Annotated in this window: 15 protein-coding genes and 1 tRNA gene; 7 read left to right on the forward strand and 9 right to left on the reverse strand. The window is 38.3% G+C overall.

Annotation, left to right across the window (positions count from 1 at the left end; genetic code table 11):
• Nucleotides 1–18 precede the first annotated feature (18 nt).
• Nucleotides 19–543: a lipocalin family protein gene (locus tag AC3RVG_RS06455; RefSeq protein WP_489690617.1), complete on the forward strand. Its 525-nt coding sequence runs from the start codon at nucleotides 19–21 to the stop codon at nucleotides 541–543.
• 64 nt (nucleotides 544–607) lie between these two features.
• Here AC3RVG_RS06455 and polA read toward each other — a convergent pair whose 3' ends face one another.
• On the reverse strand, nucleotides 608–3,466 hold the full coding sequence (gene polA, locus AC3RVG_RS06460; protein ID WP_489690618.1) for a DNA polymerase I: 2,859 nt from the start codon (nucleotides 3,464–3,466) through the stop codon (nucleotides 608–610).
• A 294-nt stretch (nucleotides 3,467–3,760) separates the two neighbouring features.
• On the opposite strand from polA, the gene AC3RVG_RS06465 reads away from it, so the two are divergent.
• Nucleotides 3,761–4,696, forward strand: a complete 936-nt coding sequence (locus tag AC3RVG_RS06465) for an isoaspartyl peptidase/L-asparaginase family protein (protein ID WP_489690619.1) — start codon at nucleotides 3,761–3,763, stop codon at nucleotides 4,694–4,696.
• 25 nt (nucleotides 4,697–4,721) lie between these two features.
• Here AC3RVG_RS06465 and AC3RVG_RS06470 read toward each other — a convergent pair whose 3' ends face one another.
• Nucleotides 4,722–5,594 carry a cyanophycinase gene (locus AC3RVG_RS06470; protein ID WP_489690620.1) on the reverse strand — a complete coding sequence of 291 codons (873 nt, stop codon included), beginning with the start codon at nucleotides 5,592–5,594 and terminating at the stop codon, nucleotides 4,722–4,724.
• Nucleotides 5,595–5,690: 96 nt separating this feature from the next.
• Here AC3RVG_RS06470 and cphA point away from each other — a divergent pair, with 96 nt between their 5' ends.
• Entirely contained in the window at nucleotides 5,691–8,324 is a 2,634-nt protein-coding gene (gene cphA, locus AC3RVG_RS06475) for a cyanophycin synthetase (RefSeq protein WP_489690621.1), read from the forward strand.
• A gap of 128 nt (nucleotides 8,325–8,452) precedes the next feature.
• Here cphA and AC3RVG_RS06480 read toward each other — a convergent pair whose 3' ends face one another.
• From AC3RVG_RS06480 to AC3RVG_RS06495, 4 genes are all read right to left on the reverse strand, one after another.
• The gene (locus AC3RVG_RS06480) at nucleotides 8,453–8,770 is read right to left on the reverse strand and encodes a hypothetical protein (RefSeq protein ID WP_489690622.1); all 318 of its coding nucleotides are present in this window, start codon (nucleotides 8,768–8,770) and stop codon (nucleotides 8,453–8,455) included.
• 117 nt (nucleotides 8,771–8,887) lie between these two features.
• Nucleotides 8,888–10,192, reverse strand: a complete 1,305-nt coding sequence (locus tag AC3RVG_RS06485; RefSeq protein ID WP_489690623.1) for a sugar MFS transporter — start codon at nucleotides 10,190–10,192, stop codon at nucleotides 8,888–8,890.
• 87 nt (nucleotides 10,193–10,279) lie between these two features.
• Entirely contained in the window at nucleotides 10,280–11,278 is a 999-nt protein-coding gene (locus AC3RVG_RS06490) for an isoaspartyl peptidase/L-asparaginase family protein (protein WP_489690624.1), read from the reverse strand.
• A 59-nt stretch (nucleotides 11,279–11,337) separates the two neighbouring features.
• A complete protein-coding gene (locus AC3RVG_RS06495; RefSeq protein ID WP_489690625.1) occupies nucleotides 11,338–14,298 on the reverse strand; it encodes a GH92 family glycosyl hydrolase in 2,961 nt (986 codons plus the stop codon).
• 102 nt (nucleotides 14,299–14,400) lie between these two features.
• Between AC3RVG_RS06495 and AC3RVG_RS06500 the strand changes: the two genes are divergently transcribed.
• Both AC3RVG_RS06500 and AC3RVG_RS06505 read left to right on the forward strand, forming a co-directional pair.
• Nucleotides 14,401–15,648, forward strand: a complete 1,248-nt coding sequence (locus AC3RVG_RS06500; RefSeq protein WP_489690626.1) for a metallophosphoesterase — start codon at nucleotides 14,401–14,403, stop codon at nucleotides 15,646–15,648.
• Between the two features lie 122 nt (nucleotides 15,649–15,770).
• The gene (locus tag AC3RVG_RS06505) at nucleotides 15,771–16,067 is read left to right on the forward strand and encodes a thioredoxin family protein (protein ID WP_489690627.1); all 297 of its coding nucleotides are present in this window, start codon (nucleotides 15,771–15,773) and stop codon (nucleotides 16,065–16,067) included.
• Between the two features lie 22 nt (nucleotides 16,068–16,089).
• Here AC3RVG_RS06505 and AC3RVG_RS06510 read toward each other — a convergent pair whose 3' ends face one another.
• Together AC3RVG_RS06510 and AC3RVG_RS06515 are read right to left on the reverse strand one after the other, a co-directional pair.
• Nucleotides 16,090–16,740, reverse strand: coding sequence for a polysaccharide deacetylase family protein (locus AC3RVG_RS06510; protein WP_489690628.1), 651 nt, complete (start codon nucleotides 16,738–16,740; stop codon nucleotides 16,090–16,092).
• A 70-nt stretch (nucleotides 16,741–16,810) separates the two neighbouring features.
• The gene (locus AC3RVG_RS06515) at nucleotides 16,811–20,083 is read right to left on the reverse strand and encodes a protein O-mannosyl-transferase family (RefSeq protein ID WP_489690629.1); all 3,273 of its coding nucleotides are present in this window, start codon (nucleotides 20,081–20,083) and stop codon (nucleotides 16,811–16,813) included.
• A gap of 237 nt (nucleotides 20,084–20,320) precedes the next feature.
• Here AC3RVG_RS06515 and AC3RVG_RS06520 point away from each other — a divergent pair.
• Nucleotides 20,321–20,393: transfer RNA gene (locus AC3RVG_RS06520), tRNA-Gln, on the forward strand.
• A 347-nt stretch (nucleotides 20,394–20,740) separates the two neighbouring features.
• On the opposite strand, the gene AC3RVG_RS06525 is transcribed toward AC3RVG_RS06520, so the two are convergent.
• Nucleotides 20,741–21,985, reverse strand: a complete 1,245-nt coding sequence (locus AC3RVG_RS06525) for an NAD(P)/FAD-dependent oxidoreductase (RefSeq protein ID WP_489690630.1) — start codon at nucleotides 21,983–21,985, stop codon at nucleotides 20,741–20,743.
• Between the two features lie 102 nt (nucleotides 21,986–22,087).
• Here AC3RVG_RS06525 and flxA point away from each other — a divergent pair, with 102 nt between their 5' ends.
• Complete coding sequence (gene flxA, locus AC3RVG_RS06530; RefSeq protein ID WP_489690631.1) at nucleotides 22,088–23,614, forward strand: flexirubin biosynthesis tyrosine ammonia-lyase FlxA; 1,527 nt, start codon at nucleotides 22,088–22,090, stop codon at nucleotides 23,612–23,614.
• Nucleotides 23,615–23,624: the final 10 nt, after the last annotated feature.

The following is a 23,624-nucleotide window of genomic DNA, read 5'->3' on the forward strand; positions in this document are numbered from 1 at the left end:
ACAAAAAAAAATATAACTATGAAAAAATTATTTGGATTACTTTTTTTAGCAATTGCTTTTACTGCTTGTTCAAGCGATGATGATAGCAGCAGCAGTGACACATCTATCGAAGGAACTTGGAAATTGACAGCTTTTAACACCGAAAACGCTTACGACCTAAATAATGATGGTTCGACTTCAACAAGTGTTATGGATGAAACTAGCTGTTACCAAAACGAAACCCTTACGTTCAATGCTGATGGAACAACAGGTACTGCTTTAAGCACTAGCTATGCAGATATTGAACTTACAATAGTTGCAGGTACAACTGACGAATACGAATACACAATAACTTGTGTTTCTGAAGATGAGTCAACTCCTTTTGCATACATTCAAAATGGAAATGATGTAACTCTTACTATTGCTGGATCAAACCAAGCTGCAACACTTTCAGGTAATACTCTTACCTATGTAATTCAAGAAGGTTTCTTTGTAGAAGTTGACGATAACGGAACAACTACTACGGTTACTGAAGACATTACTTTTGTTTACACAAAACAGTAAACTTACTTTTATAAATAGTAAAAAGCCGGAAGTTTATCTTCCGGCTTTTTTTATGCCAATAATTTTAGTGAGCTTCTAACCAATTTTCTCCCACGCCCATATCTACATCCAATGGCACGGCGAGTTTGTAAGCGTTTTCCATCTCGTACTTTACCATGGTTTTTAGTTTTTCTAACTCAGGTTTGTAAGCGTCAAAAACCAATTCATCATGTACTTGGAGTAGCATTTTGCTCTGGTAATTTTCCTCTTCCAGCTTTTTATAGATATTTATCATCGCAATTTTAATGATATCTGCCGCACTCCCCTGTATCGGGGCGTTTACCGCATTTCGTTCAGCGGCGCCACGCACTACTTGATTACTTCCGTTTATGTCTTTTAGGTAGCGTCTTCTGCCCATCACTGTTTCTACATAACCATTTTCACGTGCAAAATCTATTTGCTCGCTGATATAGTTGCGCAGTTTTGGATAGGTTTTATAATAGGTTTCAATCAAATCTTTTGCTTCGCCACGAGAAAGATCTGTTTGGTTGCTGAGGCCGAAAGCAGAAACACCGTAGATAATCCCGAAGTTTACTGTTTTTGCATTGCTTCTTTGTTCGCGGGTTACTTCACTTAAAGGAACATTGAAAACCTTCGCAGCGGTGGAAGCATGAATATCTTCGCCGTTTTTAAAGGCTTCAATCATATTGTCTTCTTCGCTTAAAGCTGCGATAATTCGAAGTTCTATCTGACTATAATCTGCAGCCATTAAAACGAAATCGTTATTTCTGGGAATAAATGCTTTCCGAACCTCGCGTCCGCGCTCAGTTCTAATTGGTATATTCTGAAGGTTTGGGTTATTACTACTCAATCTGCCTGTTGCAGCAACGGTTTGCATATAATCAGTATGCACACGGCTAGTGGATTTTTCAACCTGTTCGGGCAATGCGTCAACATAAGTGCTTTTTAGTTTTGCGAGCCCGCGATATTCTAATACATCGCGAATAATTTTATGATCTTTTGCTAAATAGGAAAGCACATCTTCGGCCGTGGAATATTGACCGGTTTTTGTTTTTTTCGGCTTTTCAATCAGTTTCATTTTTCCGAAGAGAATTTCACCCAACTGCTTTGGCGAAGCAATGTTGAAAGTTTCGTCTGCTTCTTCATAAATATGTTTTTCAAGCTGAAGAATGTCTTTGTCTAATTCTACAGAAAGTTTTTTCAAGAAATCTTCGTTTAGATTTATTCCTTCCAATTCCATAGCTGCCAACACCCGAAGCAAGGGCACCTCAATTTCATCAAAAAGTTTTTGTGTGTTTGCTTCTCCCAATTCTTTTTCGAAATGTTCTTTTAGCTGAAAAGTAACATCTGCATCCTCAACGGCATATTCTGTTTGTTTTTCAACATTTACATCGCGCATGTTGAGTTGGTTTTTACCTTTTTTACCAATTAATTCTGTGATTGAAACAGGCGTATAATTCAAATACGTTTCACTTAAAACGTCCATATTATGGCGCATATCTGGGTTTATGAGGTAGTGCGCAAGCATAGTATCGAACAATTTTCCTTTTACTGAAATGTTGTATTTCGCCAATACTTTAATATCGTATTTTAAATTTTGACCAATTTTCTGAATGGATTCATCTGCAAAAAATGGACGAATTTCTTCTAAAAGTTGTTGTGTCTCTTCCTTATTATCAGGAAATGGAATGTAAAAACCTTTTCCTTTTTCCCAAGAAAAAGCAATGCCAACCAATTCTGCTTCCAACGGATTTAAACCCGTGGTTTCGGTGTCAAAACACACACTTTTCTGCTTCATCAAATTTTGAAGAAACAACTTGGTACCCATTCCAGGCTTTACGGTTTGGTAAAAATGCTCCGTATTTTTAATAGTTGCGCGCGTGTTGTAGTCTTTTATTTCTACCGAAGTATCGCCAGCGTTTCCAAAAAGCGAAAACTGACCTTCACCGGCAGCGGTATCTTTAGCTGGTTTGGGTTTTGTGGTGCTAGTGTTGTTGTTTTCTTGGCTTCCACGACTTGTACCCAGTGAGGCCATGCCTTCTATAGAAAACGCGTTTAGGAAATTATCTTTTAGTCTTCTAAATTCCAAATCATCGAATATCCCTAAAACTTTTTCAGTATCGGGCGGACACATTTCAAAATCTTTTTCATTAAATTCAACGGGCACATCCAGCATAATAGTTGCTAGCTTTTTACTCAGTAAACCAAGCTCACCGTTTTCTTCAACCTTTTCCTTCATTTTACCTTTTAGCTTTGCGGTGTTTGCAAGCAAACCTTCCATGGAGCCAAATTCTGCTAAAAATTTCTTCGCTGTTTTTTCACCAACACCAGGAAGACCGGGAATATTATCGCTGCTATCGCCCATCATTCCTAAAAAGTCAATTACTTGGAGAGGGTCTTTTACCTCAAATTTTTTCTGAACTTCTGGAATCCCCCAAGTTTCGTACCCACCTCCAAAAACGGGGCGATACATAAATATATTTTCTGAAACCAACTGCGCAAAATCTTTGTCGGGGGTTACCATATAAGTGGTGTAACCTTCCTTTTCGGCTTTTTTTGCTAATGTGCCAATTACGTCGTCTGCTTCAAAACCTTCTTTCACCATAATTGGTATTTTCATAGCTTCGAGAATGGTATAGATATAAGGAATGGCAAGCCTTATGGCGTCTGGCGTTTCGTCTCTATTCGCTTTGTAGTCTGGAAACATTTCGTTGCGGGCTTCGCTGCCGCCTTTATCAAAACAAACGGCCAAATGGTCTGGGCGTTCTCTTTTTACAACGTCTATTAAAGAGTTCATAAACCCCATAATGGCGGAGGTATTTTGACCTTTACTGTTTATTTGTGGGTTTTTAATTAAAGCGAAATACCCTCTAAAAATTAGGGCGTAGGCATCAACAAGAAATAAGCGTTTTTTTTCTGACATTTTTTGAAGTGTCTTCTCGAGCGCAGTCGAGAGGTTTATAGAACTAACGCCCTTAAAAGTAGTTCTCGACTGCGCTCGAACGGACAAGTTAATTTTATTCGTAAATCTTGATTCAAAAATAAAAAGAACCCTTCACAATTGAATGCTTTTATGTGAAAAAGAAATTTATAATTGAAATGATTTATTGTTCCTGACAATTTGTATTTTTCGCATTAGTTATGGATAACAAGCTTTACTTTTGTCCGAAACAAAAGAACTATTAATTAAAAGATACCCGCCTTTGCGGGCAGTGACATGAATAAAAAATATTCCCTAGTAATCCACGGCGGTGCCGGAACACTCGTAAAAGGTTTGATGACGCCTGAAAAGGAAGAGCAGTATAAAACGGCTTTAAATGAAGCACTTGAGAAGGGATATGAAGTTCTTGAAAAAAACGGCAGCGCAATGGATGCTGTTGAAACTGCTGTAAATCATCTTGAGAATTCACCACTTTTTAATGCAGGAAAAGGCAGTGTTTTTACAAACGATGGCACTCACGAAATGGATGCTGCCATTATGGATGGCAAGACATTAAATGCTGGTGCGGTTTCTTTAATAACAGGAATTAAAAACCCTGTTTCTTTAGCACGCGATGTTATGGAAAAATCTGATCACGTTTTTCTTGCTGGGGAAGGAGCGATGCGATTTGCCAAAAGTTTAGATTATACGCTGGAAACTCCCGAGTATTTCTATGACGAGCACAGATATCAGCAATGGCAAAATATTAAGGATAGCGATACATTTCAACTTGATCACAGTATGAAAAAGGAAGGTAAGTTTGGTACCGTTGGTGCTGTTGCTTGCGATAAAAACGGCAATATTGCAGCCGCAACTTCAACTGGGGGAATGACTAACAAACGCTGGGGCCGAGTAGGCGACAGCCCAATGGTTGGCGCTGGAAATTATGCAAACAATAAAACCTGCGCAGTAAGCTGTACAGGTAGTGGCGAATTCTTTATTCGCGCTGTTGTGGCGTATGATGTTTCGTGTTTAATGGAGTACAAAGGAATGACTGTTGAAGAAGCCACTAAAGAAGTTATCCATAAAAGAATTTTAGAAATTGGCGGCGACGGTGGCCTAATTGCCGTAGATGCCAATGGAAACATAGCAATGCCTTTCAATACTGAAGGGATGTACCGCGCTTTTAAAACTTCGGATGGAAAAACGGGAACCGAAATTTATAAGGACTGATACCATTGTAATTTACAATAAACAATTACAACGTTTCTGCGTCGGTCATTTCAAGATGAATGGGTGAAATATGAACACGCTTCTCCTTTATATCAACCTTGTCGCCATTTGCCAAAATATGTGTTTTTAAATTGGTGATAGACATTGGCTGACCTTCTTCAACAGAAGCTTGGTTGTTGTGAATAAGTCTGCGTGGATCAAAAAGTATTACCATTCCCGAGCCAATTACTTCGCAGTTATTGCGGTTTTTAATTACTAGTCCGGTATCTTCTGCAAGGCCTATTCCTATTCTTGAAGGAAATCTAGCAACGGCTTCAGCCAATCTACCAAAACGTCCGCGACGTATAAAGTGCGAATCGATAATAAAGTTTGGTATATAACTCATTCCTTGGCCCATGCTAACAGCGCCTTTGGTAAATGCTTCTTGTACGCCTCCGCCAGTAATCATTTCTTCGCTCATGCACATTGCTCCAGCACTGGTTCCGGCTATAACAAACTCTTCTTTTTCGTACTTTTCTTGTATAATTTTATTCAGTGTCGTTCCACCAATATACTTTACAATTTTTGACTGGTCGCCACCAGAAAACATCACGCAGTTTGCTTTCTGCATCAGTTCTAAAAATTCTGGTTTTTCAGAATCTTCGCGGTTTCTAATGTCCATAATATGCACATTTTTACAACCCAGTTTTTTGAAGGCATCAAGGTAGTTTTCACTCACTTCAACAGGTATGCTCGAGGCCGTAGGAATAACGATTATAGTAGCATCTATGCCGCCACTCTCTCTAACCACGCGGGAAAGTATACCGTCCTGAATATACTCAAGAGTATATCTTTCATTTTCTCCGTTGCCTTTATCTTCATTTCCACCTATGGGGATTAGGGTGCCTTTTACGCTCATGAATTTATTTAGTTTGAGCGCAAAAATACGGTAATTGTTATAAAAATTAATCATATATTTATCAAATTCATACTAAACAAAGAAATCCGTCAACATATGCGAATTAGAGAAATCAACGCCATGCGGGGGCCAAATTACTGGTCTGTACGCCGTCATAAATTAATAGTAATGGTCTTAGATCTAGAGGAAATGGAGGAACGTCCGTCCAATAAGATTGAAGGTTTTAGTGATCGGCTTAAAGCAATGTTTCCAAGCATGTACAGTCATCGTTGTAGCGTAGGCGCACCGGGTGGGTTTTTTCAGAGAGTGGAAGACGGAACATGGATGGGGCATATTATTGAACATATTGCGTTGGAAATTCAAACTTTAGCAGATATGGATACGGGCTTCGGAAGAACTCGCGATTATGGTGAAAGTGGAGTCTACAATGTTGTGTTCAGTTATATTGAAGAAAACGTAGGTCGTTATGCTGCAAAAATAGCAGTAGATATATGTCAATCGTTGATAGACGGAGAAGATTATGATTTGGAAGCGGATATCCAAAAAATGCGTGAAATTCGTGAAGAGGTGCGTTTGGGCCCAAGTACGGGATCTATTGTTGAAGAAGCCGAAGCACGTGGAATTCCTTGGATTCGTCTTAATAAATATTCACTTTGTCAATTAGGTTATGGCGCAAATCAAAAACGAATTCAAGCTACGGTAACTTCAGAAACTAGCAGTATTGGCGTTGAAATTGCCTGCGATAAAGAAGATACAAAATACCTTTTAGAGCAAGCTGAAGTGCTCGTTCCGAGAGGCGATATTATTGGCCGCGAAAGTAGTTTGGAAGAAGCATGCAGCTATGTTGGCTTCCCATTGGTTGTAAAACCTGTAGGGGGAAATCACGGTCGCGGAATTACTGTAAATATTAGAAACTACGAAGATGCAGTAGTTGCATTTCACGCAGCTAAAGTTGTTTCACCAAAAGTAATTATAGAAAAATATATAACTGGCGAAGATTACCGCTTGCTAGTAATAAACAATGTGTTAGTAGCAGCCGCCAAACGTACCCCTGCAAACGTAGTGGGCGACGGAAAATCTACAATAACAGAATTAGTGGAGATTGTAAATAAGGATCCACGCCGTGGCTATGGTCATGAAAATGTACTCACAAAAATCACGATTAATGACTTAACTCGAACAATCATTAGTGCCAAAGGTTATACAGAAGATACCATTCCGCCTAAAGGTGAAGTTGTAATCTTAAAAGATACTGCAAATCTTAGTACCGGTGGAACTGCAGAGGATATTACAGATATTGTACATCCTTCAAACGTATCAATGTGCGAACGCATTTCAAAAATAATAGATCTTGATATCTGCGGAATTGATATTATGACTACAGACATAAGCAAACCTCTGGAAGAAACTGGAGGGGCTGTTTTAGAAGTAAATGCAGGTCCAGGATTTAGAATGCACTTGGCGCCAACTAGTGGTTTGCCCAGAAATGTTGCCTCTCCTGTGGTGGATAAATTATTTCCGCAGGGAACTACGGGACGAATTCCTATTATCGCAGTTACTGGAACAAACGGAAAAACTACCACCACTCGTTTAATTGCCCATATGGCAAAAATGAAAGGTCACAGAGTAGGTTATACTACAAGTGATGGTGTTTATATTCAAAATAGATTATTGATGAAGGGCGATTGTACGGGCCCTGCAAGTGCAGAATTTGTACTAAAAGACCCAACGGTAAATTTTGCAGTATTGGAATGTGCTCGCGGTGGATTATTACGTGCCGGTCTCGGTTTCAAAAAATGTGATGTAGGGATTGTAACAAACGTTGCTGCAGACCATTTGGGTTTAAAAGGAATTCACACAATAGAACAGCTTGCAAAAGTAAAAGGAGTAATTCCAGAAACAGTTTTGCCAGATGGATACGCAATCCTTAACGCCGATGACGATTTGGTTTATGAAATGCGAAGAACCATAAATTGTAACCTCGCGCTGTTTTCTATGGACGAAGAAAATCCGCGAATTAAAGCACTTCAGAAATTAGGTGGTATAACAGCAGTATATGAACATGGATACGTAACTCTTTGCCGTGGAACTTGGAAAATGCGCATTATGAAAGCTGAAAACATTCCGTTAACCTACGGTGGGAAAGCTACTTTTATGATTCAAAACATTCTTCCAGCTGTAATTGCAGCAAACGTTCGCGGAATTAGTATTGAAGATATGAAAATGGCGTTGGAAACTTTTATCCCTTCGGCTACACAAACGCCGGGAAGATTGAATCTTTTCAAATTTGAAAACTTCAGTATTTTACTCGATTATGCCCATAATCCCGCAGGTATGCGCGCGCTAAAAAACTTCACCGATAATCTGGAAGCAACTGTAAAAGTTGGCATTATTGCAGGTGTGGGTGATAGAAGAGAAGAAGATACGAATGAATTAGGAAGCATAGCCGCTGATATGTTCGACGAAATTATTATCCGTCAAGACAAGCATTTGCGCGGTAAATCTGAAGAGGCACTAATTAAGATGCTTAATGATGGTATTAAAATGAGGGATGCCAATAAAAAAACTACAATAATCCCATCAGAAAAAGATGCTATCACATACGCCGTTAAAAACGCAGTTAAAGGCTCACTTATAATTTGCTGTAGCGACGTAATTCCTGATGCTTTGGAGCTTGTAATGAAATTCAAAGAGATGGAAAGCAATGGTGAATTGATGTTTTCTGAATAGAGATCATTGTCGATTATTTTAGAAGAAAAACTTCCAATTTTAAATTTAAGGCTAACAATAAGAGTCTTTTAAAACTCAATGTTGTTAATTATCATTTTGAAGAAAGCCGCTCTCCATCGCGGCTTTTTTCAATTATATTCAAATAATATAATTGAGACCAACCCCAGTCCCAAGGCTGTAAGTTCTCTTCCGCAAAGTGATTCATTGTAAACTATCCAGTTTACAAGAGAAAGTAGAACGATATTAAAAATTAAGAAAATTACTGAGGCAACAACAATGTTTTTAAACGTGAAGCTATACGTTAAAAAACTTAGCCCAATAATATAAAATAGCATTCCCCCAACAAAATGGGTTTTACTACTGCTAACAACCCAATTCTTCATGAGTAAATCGCCAAAAGTGTCAAAAATGGCTCCCGCTGTAATATAAATAAGTGCATTATTCATTTTGTGAAATTTTAAGGATTCGGGAGTTAAATCACTCTAAATGTATCACATAGGTGCTCTGCAGAATTAAATTTTATAGTGAATAGTAAGATATTTTTAGTGAATGAAGCAATTTCGTTATTGGATGGTTCGGCCTTTCATTCTGCCAAAAATAAATATATAGCCATAACATGCAATCAATAATATTAGCGCGATTTTAAACCCTACGTTATCTGTTAAAAACCCATAAGCTGGCGGAATAACTGCGCCACCCACTATAGCCATACAAAGCAAACCAGATGCTTGTGGTTTTAAATCGCCCAAACCATCAATGGTTAAAGCAAAGATTGTTGGGAACATAATAGAGTTGAAAAGTCCAACGGCAAGAATAGACCACATAGCGGTTAAACCATTTGTATTCATTGAAACTAGAAGCAGTACGACTACTAATAAGGCGAAAATTGAAAGCACTTTGGAGGGTTTCATAATTTTAGTTAGATAGGCTCCTGCAAATCTTCCAATCATGGCGCCACTCCAATAAAAAACCACAAATGCTCCTACAATCGCTTTTCTGTCTATCGCACTTAAATCCATGTTTAGTAATTGCTCGGCTATGTAACGCATAGCATCGTTTTGTTGAATTATTTCAGACATATTCATGCTCATAAAATAATTCACTAAATAACTGCCAATTGCTACTTCGGCACCTACATAAACGAAAATACCCAATGCGCCGAACATTACTATTTTGTTTTTCAGAAGTTTTCTGTAACCACCTACGGGGCTTTTTTCTAAAATAGCGGGAAGTTTTATGAAAACAAAAAGAAGCGCCAATAGCCCGATAAACGCGGCAATGTAAAGAAATGGTATTTGTACAGCAGAAGCCTCTGAAACGTAATAGGAAGTTCTGTCAATATCTGTTAAAACTAAAATTTCTTCCGAAGATTTTATAGTGTCGCTCAACAAAAACCAAGCGCCAATTAAAGGAGCAATCGCCGTCCCTAAAGAGTTAAATGCTTGTGAAAGGTTCAATCTGCTGGATGCGCCATCTTCACTTCCCAAGACCGAAACGTACGGATTTGCCGCTACTTGGAGTATGGTAATTCCGCCTGCGAGCGTAAAATAAGCAACCATAAAAAGCCAAAATTGTCTGTCGGCAGCTGCGGGATAAAAAAGCAAACAGCCCAAAGCCATAGTAACCAAACCTACGATAATTCCTTTTTGATATCCAATTCGCGAAAGCAATGCTCCCGCTGGGACAGAAATTACCAAATACGCCAAAAAGAAAGCAAATTGAACTAATCCCGCCTGAAAATAACTGAGTTCAAAAACGTCTTTTAATCGCGGAACCAAGCTATCAACTAAAACAGTGATAAAACCCCACAGGAAAAATAAAACAGTAACAGTGATAAATGCGGAGCGGAAGGATTTTTTTTCGGTCATGGTTAGTTGTTGAATTTGGTTTTCTCTGCGCTCTCAGCGACTCTGCGGTGAAAAGATAACCGCAAAGTCGTAAAGGACGCAGAGCGTTTATTTTTTATCGTAAAAATCGGAAGGAAAGTTTTCGTTTTTATCGTTTTGATATCGTGTTACCCAAAATCCATCGTGAATTGCGTAATAACCCGTTTCTCCCTTTTTGTTTACGGCAATATAACCCACTTGAAAATCTTTATAATCGGGAGTCTTTTTAATAATTCGCCCAATTGCTTCTTCACAGGCTTGTTGCGGGGTTTTGCCTTGGCGCATTAATTCAACAATCAGAAAACTGCCGACGGTTTTTAATACTTCTTCACCCAAACCTGTTGCTGTTGCGCCGCCTACTTCATTATCGATAAAAAGTCCTGAACCAATTATAGGCGAATCGCCCACACGGCCGGCCATTTTGTAAGCCAAGCCGCTGGTGGTACAGCCCCCAGAAATATCGCCGTTTTTGTCAATGGCGAGCATCCCGATGGTATCGTGGTTTTCAATATTGATAATAGGTTTGTATTGCGAAGTTTTTTTCCATTCCTCGTATGCTTTTTTTGAAGCGTCGGTTAGCAAATCTACAGGTTTGAACCCTTTTGAAATTGCAAATTGTTCTGCGCCTTTTCCTGCCAAAATTACGTGTGGCGTATCTTCCATCACTTTTCGAGCAACAGAGATTGGGTGCATAATATTTTGAAGATAAACCACTGCACCATAGTCGCCATCTTTATTCATAATGCAGGCATCCAGCGTTACGTTTCCATCGCGATCGGGTAAACCGCCAATGCCAACAGATTGCCCTTCGGCGTTGGCTTCTTCAATCATACAGCCTTTTTCCACGGCATCGAGCGAAGAGTTCCCTTCCTGTAAAACGCGCCAAGCTTCGGCTGTGCTATCGTTTACATTCCAAGTGGCAATTGCCATCGGGAAACCAGAAGCTTCATTTTTAGGTTTCATTTCTTCGGAAATAGAAGTTTTTATTTCAGAAGCAAAAACAGATGTTCCCACTGCAATTCCCAGTGTGGAAAGCGATGCATTTTGAATAAATTTTCTGCGTTTCATAATACTATAATTTTGACAAACCTGACAGGTTTCAAAAACCTGTCAGGTTTAGTCGGGGTTCATTTCACTTCAATTTCATCCACAAAAAGCCAAGCTTTTCCGCCATAGCCCAAATGCCCTTTTGGAAGATTACCGAAGTTTTTAGCCGTGATTTTTATGAATCGAATATTTTTTCCAACTTCAAATTCAATCGTTTTTATTTCTGTTTCTTCCGAAGGTTTTTCGGCTTCTATTTTTTGAACTGCCAACTGCGTAAAATCGGTTCCGTTTTCTGAAACTAAGCATATAATTTCCGTGGGATAAAAAATCCAGCTGCGTTGGTCCTGCAGAAAACTTACTGAAACGGTGTTCACTTCTTTATTTGAACCTAAATCTACAGTCGCTTTCAAATCTAAATCGTGATAGCCTTGCCAGGTTCCAGTCCGGAAATCGTTTGCGCCGTGAATGCCGTCAATCAGGGCGTTCTTTCCGCCGCCGTTATATTGGTTGGCGTATTCGGTTTCTAAAGTTATGCTGAGGTTTGGGTCTATTTTGTAGAAATGAGTTGTGAGAATTTCACTTTCTTTTCCATAACCATCGGAAGCGTAAGTTCTCAATTCTGTTTCTTCCGAAATTGTAAAAGGCTGGTTGTGTTTTTTAAATTCTGAATTGTTTAAGGAATAATAAATTGCGGTTTGTGATGCAACAACGCCAAGTGAAATTTCAGTTTCATTCTTAAAAGCAACATCACCTTTTGCGATAAAAGGGGAGGGAATAATCAGGTTTTCGGTGATTTCTGTTTTAGGGATATCTTCATCTTTTGTTGCCCAAGTTGAAGGTTTGTCGGTCATTTTAAAAACCAGTTTTCCGCCGTTAATAATTTCCGAATGATATATAAAACTTCGCTTTAAAGGTTTCCCATTGAGTGTTGCAGAAGCGATATATTTATTTTTATCTGAAACATTTTCTGCTGTTATTTTAAACGTTTTTCCATCTTCCAAATTAATGGAAGCACTCTCAAATAAAGGCGTTCCAATAATATATTGATTACTTGCGGGCGTTACCGGATAAAAACCCAATGCGCTAAAAATGTACCATGCGCTCATCTGTCCGCAATCTTCGTTGCCAGAAATACCGTCGGGAGCATTTTGGTATAATTCAGTTAAAATTTGATGGACTTTTTCCTGTGTTTTCGCGGGTTTATTTACAAAATTGTAGAGATAAGCCATATGGTGGCTCGGTTCGTTTCCGTGGGCGTATTGACCAATGAGCCCAGTAATATCGGCCTGTTGGCGACCCGAAGTTTTATTTTCGGCAGTAAAAAGTTTATCGAGTTGAATTTCAAAATCAGCCTTTCCACCCATTAAATTCATTAAACCAGAAATGTCCTGTGGCGCATAAAAACTGTATTGCCACGAGTTGGCTTCAGTGTAATTAAAATTCACTTCGTAGGGGTCAAAAGGCGCAAACCAAGTGTTTCGGAAACGGCCACGCATAAACTTGGTTTCGGGATCGTAAACGTTTTTATAATACTGCGCTCTTTCAGTAAATTTATTATAATCTTCGGTGTTTCCCATTGCTTTTGCCATTTCTGCAATCGTCCAATCGTCGTAAGCGTATTCCAAAGTTTTTGAAACCGATTCGCTTTCTTCTTCCACTGGGATAAAGCCAAATTCCTTATAACTTTTCAGCCCCAATTTATCCTGCATTGCGCTGTGTTTCATTGCTTCAAAAGCTTTTTCGGTGTCGTAGCCACGAATTCCTTTTAAATAGGCATCGGCAATTACGGGCACGGCGTGGTAGCCAATCATGCAACCCGTGTAATTTGCCGCCAATGGCCAAATGGGGAGGATTCCGCCTTCGTTGTATTTTGCTAAAAGTGAATTTATAAAATCGTTTGTTCGTTCTTTTTCAATGATGGTATAAAGTGGATGTGCAGCACGATAGGTGTCCCAAAGTGAAAAAACGGTGAAATTCTGAAAATCGTTTGTTTGATGAATTTCTAAATCCATTCCGCGGTAACGGCCATCAACATCTTGATAAAGGTTTGGCGCTAGCATCGTGTGATAAAGCGCAGTGTAAAAAATTGTTTTTTTATTGTTGAGCACTTCGGCTCGGCTCAGTCCCCGGTTTGCTGATGATTGGTTGTTGAGCGTAGTCGAAACATCGATTTTCCTCAGCTGTTTTTCCCAAGCAATTTCAGCTTCGGTTTTTATCTGTTGAAAGGTTTTAGTGCCTATTTCGGTTTCTAAGTTTTGCTTTGCACCAGCTTCGTCAACGGCGGAAATTGCAACCTTAATTTCAAGCTCGTTCCCTTCGGAAGCATCAAATTCAAAAGCGGCTTTGGTTGGATTGACTGCCTTGTCACCAGAGGGGGAATAATATTCAACTTTTTTATACGGTCGAGAAAATTGAATATTGTAAAAAAGTCGCTGATCTTTCGCCCAAGCATCGGAATGTCGGTGGCCAGAAATTTCAGTCTCGGAAATAATATTAATTCCTGCACTTAAAACTTTGTCGCGATGTTCCAAATCTAAAATTACAATTTGTTTTGAATCTTTCGGAAAAGTGTAATGGTGAATCCCGCTGCGTTCTGAAACCGTGAGTTCCGCTTCAATATTGGTTTCATCCAACAAAACTTTGTAATAACCCGGAGAAGCAGTTTCATTTTTATGCGAAAAATGTGCGCGATAGCCCTTTTCGCTATTGGCGCCATTATTGAAATTCACTGTATTTGTAGGCATCAAAAGCACATCGCCATAATCGCTAACGCCTGTTCCACTGAGGTGAGTGTGCGAGAAGCCATAAATATATTCATCGCTGTAATGGTAGCCGCTGCAGCCGTCCCAGCCGTCCAAACGCGTATCGGGGCTTAACTGCATCATCCCAAAAGGCATCGTCGTGCCAGGGTAAGTGTGCCCATGGCCGCCTGTGCCGATAAAGGGATTTACGAACGAACTAAGTTTTTGGGTTGAAGGATTCTCCTGCGAAAAACAGAAAATTGAACAAAGTAAAAAGAGAAGAGGTAAAGTGTTTCGCATTTTAGATATATATGCTGAGAAAGATACTAAAACCGTTAAAATAAAGTGAACTACAGTTTCAGTTTTTTGAAACCTACTATCTTTAAAAATTGTTTCTACTCTATGCGTTGGTTCATTTTTATTGTCATTTATATTCTTGTTGATATTTATGCCTTTCAAGCAGTTAAAGCTGTGACTAAAAGTCCGTGGATACACGGTTGGTACGTCTTTATTTCGTTGGCAGTTTTAGCAGGTTTAATTTATGAACTCTCCTTTCTGGGCACTGCAAAAATGATGCAGCCGCCAAAAATGTATTTCTTCGGAATTTTTCTCGCAGTATTTGTTCCAAAGCTGATTATAATAATTTTTATGTTCGGCGAAGATATTGGAAGGTTCTTTGTTGGCATTTTTATGAAAGTTGCTGGAAGCGACGAAACTAGTTTTATGGCTTCGCGAAGAAAATTTGTGAGTACAATTGCTTTGGGGATTGCCGCAATCCCTTTTGCTTCCTTGCTTTATGGAATGATTCAAGGCAAATACAATTACAAAGTATTAAAGTATGCCTTAGAATTTGATGACTTGCCAGAAGAATTTGATGGGTTTACGTTAACGCAGATTAGCGATATACATAGCGGTAGTTTTGACAACCATAAAAAGGTGGAATACGCCGTAGATCTTATCAATAATCAACAAAGTGATGTAATTCTCTTTACGGGCGATTTGGTAAACAATATTGCCGAAGAAATGAACGATTGGAAGCAACTTTTTTCGAGTTTGAAATCTCCCCATGGTGTTTTTTCCATATTAGGAAATCACGATTATGGCGATTATGTTAATTGGGATAGTGCTTCAGAAAAAGCTGAAAATCTTCGGAAATTAAAAATTCTTCAACAGGAAATGGGTTGGGATTTGTTGCTGAATGAAAACAGATACATCGAAAAAAACGGTCAAAAAATTGCTTTGGTTGGTGTTGAAAATTGGGGTTTAAATGGTTTTAAACAAGCTGGAGATCTCGATAAAGCTTGCGAAGGAATTTCAGATACAGATTTTAAAATTTTGATGAGTCACGATCCGTCGCATTGGCAAGCAAAAGTAAAAGAAGATCCGCGCTTTTTTCATTTAACTTTAAGTGGGCATACACACGGAATGCAGTTTGGGATTGAAATTCCAGGAATTATAAAATGGAGCCCCATAAAATATAGATACCAAAACTGGGCGGGGATTTATGAGGAATTTGGAAGATATATAAATGTAAATCGTGGCTTTGGCTTTTTAGGTTATCCAGGGAGAGTAGGCATTTGGCCAGAAATTACTGTCATCCAACTTAAAAGAAAGAGCCCGCTCACTACCAAAAAAGAAATTATTACTTAACACGCTAAATATTCTAAAATGCCTCATTTTTTAAATCTTTAAGCACTTTAGAACACATAGGTACTTTAGGCACTAATTTTATTATATTTGTAATACAGTTATTCAACTAACATACTAGGCTAATGTCAAAATTTGGAGAATTAATTGAAACGCGAATTCCAGTTCTGCTCGACTTTTACACAGAATGGGACGAGGCCTGCAAAGAAATGCACCCTGTTTTAAGGGACGTTGCTGCCGCACTTGGCGACAAGGCTCGGGTTATAAAAATAGATGTTGAAAAAAACAAGGAACTTGCTGACGCGCTACGCGTTAAGGGACTTCCCACTTTAATGATTTATAAAGATGGCGAAATGAAATGGCGCCAAAGTGGGGAACAAGATGCCAATACATTAATTGGGCTTGTGAATGAGTACGTTTGATTTAATGTTTAATGAAGAAGGATTAATGTTGAATGGAGCGAAATTTCCAGCCCTTCGCTGCAATATATTCTAATACCTTCGGCAACACATAGCGCAGATTTTTTTCTGCTTTTAAACTATCGTGAAAAACGATTACACTTCCCGGTTTAATATTATTCAATACATTTTTAAGGCATTTTTCTTCGGAAACGTTTGCGTCATAATCGTAGCTAATTAGATCCCACATTACAATTTTGAAACCTTTTTTCTGAAGAATTTTCGCCTGTTTTTGTGTGATTTTACCATACGGCGGTCGGAAAAGCGGTTTTTGATTGACGATTTTCGATTGAAGCTTCTTTATTTCAGATGAAGCATTCTTCATCTGTATACTCGCTTTTTCTGCATTATCCACATATTCCGCAGTCTGTGTTTTCCAACTGTTTAAATGGTTAAATGTGTGGTTACCCACGCAATGGCCATCGGCAAGTATTCTTTTGAAAACCGCTGGATGTTTTTGAACATTTTCGCCTATGCAAAAGAAGGTGGCTTTGGCGTTGTATTTTTTAAGTTCATCAAGAACCCAGGGCGTAATTTCAGGAATTGGACCATCATCAAAAGTGAGATAAACGGCATTCTTTTTACGCGAAAATGCCCAAATTCGTTCAGGGTATAACCACTGAATTAATTTGGGCATCTTTATAAAGCGTAGTTGCAAATCGTTTTAATTTACCGGTTTTTCATCAATTTGATGGCGTACGTTCCATTTATTCTAAAAGATTAGAATCTAAAGGAATCTCGATGGTCGAGTCTTTTTCTACATCTCTGTCTAAATCCATAGCTTCGTCTGGAGAATAGAAATGACGGAATAGTTTTAAATATTCGTTGAATTCTTCTGCTTCAGATCTAGCGTATTGCTCTTCGTCGTACACGGTAACTAACTGCACCAAGCTTCTATAACGTTCCATATCGCTTATTATATCTTCGGCAATAGCGCGCTGCTTGTTGAATTTTAAGCTGTTGTAATACTTAAGATGTTCTTGGTATTTTTTTGAAACATCTTCATATACCTTTCTAGCTTTTTCAGGCTTATCAAGTTCATAATACCCAATTACGAATGGCTCCAATAGCGAATAATATTCAAAATAATCTATTGGCATTTTTTCCATACCAAGATCGAGTATTTTTTCAGCTTTGTCCATTTTACCTTCATTTATAAGGGCTTCGGCAAGACGTGCCAAATTACTTCTATAGGTTATACCATTTCTTCGGGTTTCGGTATCGTGGTAAATATCTGGGCTACCACTGTTACCCCAATCCCAAGACATAACAATATTGTACATTTTATCGGCGTCAATTCGACCCATATCAAACGGGCTTCTTTTGTCTAATGCTGTTTTAATTGGCACCAATTTATAGACCACACCATCTAATTGCAGGTAATCTTTCATCCAAAGATAATCGTCGTCGCCAAAGCTTCCGCCGCTAAAATAAATTGGACGCTCCCAGTTATTGTTTGCGATAATATCTAGCATCATCATTCTATTTTTGTACAGAATGTCGCCTTTTAGATTAATATCTATATACGGAACTATTTTATCAGCATCTTTTGGATCTACGATTCCGCTTCTCAAAACTGCTTCTTTATTTACAGGTATACGAAGTACTTTTGACGGGAAAGTGTTCACCATTTGCCCACTCGGAAGTTCCATTTGGGTTGCTGGACTATCGTTGGCCACAAAATTCATCCACGTTTTAATATCGATGGTATCCTGTGTAGTTTTTTGATGGATTAAAAAGTCGCGCGTTCCCCAGCGATATTTATCGTGTGTTAATTGTGAAGGAATAGGGTCGCTTGTGAAGGCTTTTTTCTTCATATCGTCGATATACCAATCGGTTTGGAACAAACTCGTGTTCACAATACGAACATCTTGTCTGTAGCCTTCCACGTTTTGTGCATACCAAAGTGCAAAGGTGTCATTATCTCCAATTGTGAAGAGAATAGCGTTTTTATCACAGGAATCTAGATACATTTTTCCCATTGATTGGGCAGTATAACGGTTGCTGCGGTCGTGATCATCCCAGTTTTGGGTAGCAAGTAAAATAGGAGCTGCCAAAGCCGAAATGGTTAGCACAACCGGAAGTGCTATTTTAGGTTTCACATAGTCTTTCATCATGTCGAAAAGAGCGTAAACCCCATAACCTATCCACATGGCAAATACATAGAAACTTCCTACTAGCGCGTAATCCCGCTCTCGAGGTTCAAAAGGTCTTTCATTTAAATAAACCTTCAGCGCTAAACCTGTAAAGAGGAATAACACTAATAGCACCCAAAAGCTTTTTTGATCGTTCTTAAAGTGAAATACTAAACCTATTATTCCTAGAATTAGCGGAAGGAAAAAGTATGTATTCCGAGCTTTGTTATCTGTCATATCACTAGACAACATGTCCTGATTACCTAACCGCAGTTCGTCAATAAATTTTATACCGCTAAGCCAATTGCCGTGCAGATCTGTGTATTGGCCTTGCACATCATCCTGTCTTCCGGTAAAATTCCACATAAAATAACGCCAATACATATAACCAAACTGAAACTCGAACATGAATTTCATATTCTGATAAAAGGATGGTTTTTGGATGTCGAGATATTGGCCAAAGTTTTTCAGAAACTTATCGTAATCGCTTTTGTCTACGAGGCCTTGATTGTAGGCTTGTTTAAATTTATTCACCTCATCTACTAATCGAGGTTCGCTTAAATATTCACTTTTAACCGAAAAGTCTAAACCGCCAGTAAACTCCATGTAGTTGGCGTTGTGCTCTGTGCTCCACATTCTGGGCATAAATGCCTTTTGCGAATCTTCGGTGTTTTGGCCAGCATTTTTATAGTTATTTACAATAATGTATTTGCCGGTGGCTTCGTCTTTTTCGTATTTAGGTTTTTCGTCTTTATAGGGATTGTCTTCATCTAAGCCAGCATAGGTTTCAGTAAATAGCGGCCCATAAAAAAGATGTGTTTCGGGGTATTGTTCACGGTTGTAATACGCTAAAAGTTCGCGAGCGTTGTTCGGATTGTTTTCGTTAATTACTGTTCCGGCATTTGCGCGTATTGGTAGCATTAACCAACTAGAAAAGCCTATAAAAATAAAGAGAATACAAAGCAAAAGGGTGTTTAACTGTACAAATCCTTTTTTTCGAGTTAATCGTAAAGTGTATATGAATACGAATATAAACAGCAGGCCGGCAATAATAGTCCCTGAGTTAAAAGGTAGACCGATACTGTTTATAAAAAATACTTCTGAAGCACTAAAGAACTTTAATGTCATTGGAAGCAAAAAGATAAAAATAAATAGCAGAATCGCGACGGTCACAATGTTTGCAACGATAAAGTTTTTTACGGTTACGGTTTTATAATGTTTAAAGAAATATAAAAATCCGATTGCTGGAATAGTTAGCAGAGCCATAAAGTGAACCCCAAAAGAAAGTCCAATAATAAAAGCGATAAGAATTACCCATCGGTTGCCGCCAGGTTCTAGCATTTCGCGTTCCCAGCGTAAAGCTGTATAAAATAGAACCGACATTAAAAATGCGGCACTAGCGTAAACTTCTGCTTCAACAGCGCTGTACCAAAAACTGTCAGTAAAAGCAAATGCTAACGAGCCAACTGCTGCGCTACCAATAATAGCCATGGCGTTAGTTTTTTGAATTTCTTGGTGTTTTGAAACCACATTGGTAAGCAAAATAGTAAGCGACCAAAACATAAATAGAACAGCAAATGCACTAGAAAAAACAGACATTAAGTTAATTGTAAGTGCAATTTGGGAGGCATCAGAAGCAAAGATGCTGAAAAACGCTCCGAGTAATTGATACAATGGAGCTCCTGGTGGGTGACCAACTTCCAGATTACTGGCGGTTGTAATATACTCTCCCGCATCCCAAAAACTAGCGGTTGGTTCAACGGTTAACCAGTAGGTTATTAGGGCGATAGCAAAGACCAGCCAGCCTGTAATTTTATTCCATTTTGTAAAGTTGAAAGACCCCATAAGTGCATTTAAATTTTAATGGGACGAATTTACTAAATATATAGATAGCCCAAGTATGTAAATGTGGTAACGTGCAATATGAAGTGATATTTTCAACTAATTTGATAAAAGTGAAAAATGCCTGTAAATTTTTTTAATGAAATGTTTGTACAAGACAAACTTTGTATTAAATTTGCACCTCCTAAGCTAGAAAATATTTTTTTAGCCTTGGTGGATGAAAATCCAAATTTATTGAATTGGCCCATGGTGTAACTGGCAACACGTCTGTTTTTGGTACAGAAGAGTCTAGGTTCGAGCCCTAGTGGGCCAACAAAAATTAAATCCCAATCTTGAAAAAGGTTGGGATTTTTCATTTCTTATGTATTTCTTGAAATTACTGTTTTGTTGGCTCACGTGACCGTGGGTGGCAGAAACACAAAAGCAGTAGGCTTTTGTGCTTCTGTCGTTCCCTTTGCTATAAATCCCAATCTTAAAAAAGGTTGGGATTTTTCGTTTTTTATGTATTTTTTGAAATTACTATTTTGTTGGTCCACGTGACCGTGGGTGGCAGAAATACAAAAGCAGCAGGCTTTTGTGTTTCAGTCGTTTCCGCGCTGTAACCCCAATCTTGAAAAAGGTTGGGAATTTTTAATATATTGCTATTTAAAAAAGCAAATATTAGCTTACCGTCTCATTCTCCATATCAATAACCTTCGCAACCGTTTTTACAAGTCGGTCGTGGTTTTTTACAAAAGGATTGGTTTCATCCCAAACATAACCCGCAAGTACCGCGCAAATTTGTTCTTTTATTACAGGGTTTTCAGGACGGTGAAAAAATATTTTCTGAAGATTGCCAGAGTACCATTCGCTAACGTAGGTTCTAAAAACATCTACGCCTTTCATAATGTAGTCTGTGTACTCTTTTTCCCAATCAACTGGTTCATCTTTTAATTCTTTTGTAATTAATTTGGCGGCTTTCAATCCAGATTCTGTGGCAAAAGTTACGCCGGAAGAAAACACCGGATCTAAAAATTCGGCACTATTTCCCGTTAGGGCATAGCCTTTTCCGTAAAGCTGCTTCACCGCTTTTGAATAGTTTTTAATAATATGCGGCTCAAATAGAAATTCTAAATCTTTAAGTCTGTCGTAATAATAGTCTGAGATTTTCAGCATTTCTTGGAGTTTCTCAGTATTTGTTCCTTGGAAAGATTCAATAAATTCCGTTGGACCCACAAAACCAATACTTGTATTTCCGTTTGAAAATGGGATTACCCAAAGCCAAACGTCGTCCATTACTACATCAAAAGTAATTAGCGTGCCTTCAACACCTTCGGGGCGTTCAGTTTCTTTTAAGTGGGTGAAAATTGCAGAATTTGGATTTAGAGTCGAAGGTTTTTCCAAATCTAGTAATCGCGGCAAAACCCTGCCATAGCCACTACTGTCAATTATAAATTTCGCAGTTATTTTATAATCGTTGCCATTTTCGTCTTTTACAGTTGTAGTTGAATGACCCTTTTCATCAAAATCAACCGCAGTAACTTCGTGTCCGAAAGATACGTCCACACCTTTTTTTACGATTTCGTTTGCGAGGGTTTGGTCAAAATCTGCGCGCGGAGCTTGCCAGGTGTAATCCCAACCTGAAGTATGTTTTTTTCCAAAATCAAAATTACAAACTACATTGTTTTTTAAAAATCTGGCGCCCGACTTTATTTCAAAATTCTGCTCCATCAAACAATCTAAAAGTCCTACTTCCTCAAAATGATCCATGCATCTAGGCAGAAGACTTTCACCAATTACAAAACGTGGAAAGACGCTTTTCTCAACAACTTTTATGCTTATACCGTTGTTTTTTAAATAGGAAGCCGCTACGCAACCCGAAGGTCCAGCGCCAATTATTAAAACATCTACAGCATTATCATTCATAATTATTAAGTTAAAGATTATTAAAAAACTCTAAATTTACAATCTAAAATTTTCATAGTATTTGGAAAAATTAATTTAACAAAACATTTGATTCAAGCCTAAATGCCAATATTAAAAGGAAAACTGGAAATTGCTGATTTTGATGAAATTATCTTCAAAAACGATACTGTCCAACTTCACAAAGATATATTAGAAAGAGTTCAAAAAAGTTTTGACTTTCTAAAAGAATTTTCTGAAAATAAAATTATTTACGGCGTTAACACTGGTTTCGGCCCGATGGCGCAGTATAAAATTAAGGACGATCAGCGCATACAATTGCAATATAATCTTATCCGCAGCCATGCGTCGGGTACCGGAAATATAATTTCTCCGCAATATGTTCGGGCTGCCATGCTTGCGCGTTTAAACACTTTGAGCCTTGGCCACAGTGGGGTTCATCCTTCGGTTATTGAATTGATGAGCGAATTATTAAACAGAGATATTATTCCACTTATTTACGAACACGGCGGCGTTGGCGCTAGTGGCGATTTGGTTCAACTTGCTCATTTGGCGTTGGTTTTAATTGGCGAAGGCGAAGTTTTTTATAAAGGCGAACGTAAAAATACCGAAGCAGTTTTCAAACTTGAAAACCTGCAACCCATAAAAGTAGAGCTTCGCGAAGGTTTAGCTTTAATGAACGGAACCTCAGTAATGACGGGTATTGGCGTTGTAAATGTGCTTTACACAAAGCGAATTTTGAAGTGGATGATTAAAGCTTCGTCTGCAATAAATGAAATTGTAAAAGCGTATGACGACCACCTTTCATTTGAATTAAATGAAACAAAAAGACATGAGGGGCAGCGTAAAATTGCAGAGATGATGCGCGTTCATTTAAAAGATAGCAGCTTAACCCGAAAGCGAGAACATCATCTTTATAACGGGTCAAAAAGCGAGAATGTTATTGAAGAAAAAGTACAGGAATACTATTCACTTCGTTGCGTGCCGCAAATTTTAGGACCTGTTTTGGATACGCTGAATACTGTTGAAAAAGTACTAATTGAAGAAGTAAATTCGGCTAACGACAATCCAATTGTAGATGTTGAAAAGCGAAATGTATATCACGGCGGAAATTTTCACGGCGATTATGTTTCTTTAGAAATGGACAAGCTGAAAATAGTCGTCGCAAAAATGACGATGCTTTCTGAACGTCAATTAAACTATTTGCTCAATTCAAAATTAAACAACATTTTACCTCCTTTTGTTAATTTAGGAAAATTGGGGCTAAACTTTGGAATGCAGGGAGTACAGTTTACTGCAACTTCCACAACTGCCGAAAGCCAAATGCTTAGTAACCCAATGTACGTGCATAGCATCCCAAATAATAACGACAATCAAGATATTGTGAGTATGGGCACAAACGCTGCGTTGATTACAAAAAAAGTAATTGAAAATTCTTTTGAAGTTGTTGCAATCGAGCTTATAACAATTGTTCAGGCAATAGAATACCTAAAAGTGCAAGACCAAGTTTCTTCAGAAACCAAGAAAATGTATGATGAAATTCGTGCGATTGTTCCAGTATTTAGGGAAGATGTTGTAATGTACCCTTATGTGAATAAAGTGAAAGAATTTTTGATGGATTTTTCAAAATAACTTCAGAATT

This window comes from Aequorivita sp. IT1282, from assembly GCF_058068205.1.

Bases quoted from the DNA above. Each gene is read 5' to 3' on its own strand.
- AC3RVG_RS06495 (WP_489690625.1), bottom strand. From the start codon at position 14,298: ATGCGAAACACTTTACCTCTTCTCTTTTTACTTTGTTCAATTTTCTGT.
- AC3RVG_RS06485 (WP_489690623.1), bottom strand. From the start codon at position 10,192: ATGACCGAAAAAAAATCCTTCCGCTCCGCATTTATCACTGTTACTGTT.
- AC3RVG_RS06500 (WP_489690626.1), top strand. From the start codon at position 14,401: ATGCGTTGGTTCATTTTTATTGTCATTTATATTCTTGTTGATATTTAT.
- AC3RVG_RS06515 (WP_489690629.1), bottom strand. From the start codon at position 20,083: ATGGGGTCTTTCAACTTTACAAAATGGAATAAAATTACAGGCTGGCTG.
- AC3RVG_RS06480 (WP_489690622.1), bottom strand. From the start codon at position 8,770: ATGAATAATGCACTTATTTATATTACAGCGGGAGCCATTTTTGACACT.
- flxA (WP_489690631.1), top strand. From the start codon at position 22,088: ATGCCAATATTAAAAGGAAAACTGGAAATTGCTGATTTTGATGAAATT.
- AC3RVG_RS06510 (WP_489690628.1), bottom strand. From the start codon at position 16,740: ATGCCCAAATTAATTCAGTGGTTATACCCTGAACGAATTTGGGCATTT.
- AC3RVG_RS06455 (WP_489690617.1), top strand. From the start codon at position 19: ATGAAAAAATTATTTGGATTACTTTTTTTAGCAATTGCTTTTACTGCT.
- polA (WP_489690618.1), bottom strand. From the start codon at position 3,466: ATGTCAGAAAAAAAACGCTTATTTCTTGTTGATGCCTACGCCCTAATT.
- cphA (WP_489690621.1), top strand. From the start codon at position 5,691: ATGCGAATTAGAGAAATCAACGCCATGCGGGGGCCAAATTACTGGTCT.
- AC3RVG_RS06470 (WP_489690620.1), bottom strand. From the start codon at position 5,594: ATGAGCGTAAAAGGCACCCTAATCCCCATAGGTGGAAATGAAGATAAA.
- AC3RVG_RS06465 (WP_489690619.1), top strand. From the start codon at position 3,761: ATGAATAAAAAATATTCCCTAGTAATCCACGGCGGTGCCGGAACACTC.
- AC3RVG_RS06505 (WP_489690627.1), top strand. From the start codon at position 15,771: ATGTCAAAATTTGGAGAATTAATTGAAACGCGAATTCCAGTTCTGCTC.
- AC3RVG_RS06525 (WP_489690630.1), bottom strand. From the start codon at position 21,985: ATGAATGATAATGCTGTAGATGTTTTAATAATTGGCGCTGGACCTTCG.
- AC3RVG_RS06490 (WP_489690624.1), bottom strand. From the start codon at position 11,278: ATGAAACGCAGAAAATTTATTCAAAATGCATCGCTTTCCACACTGGGA.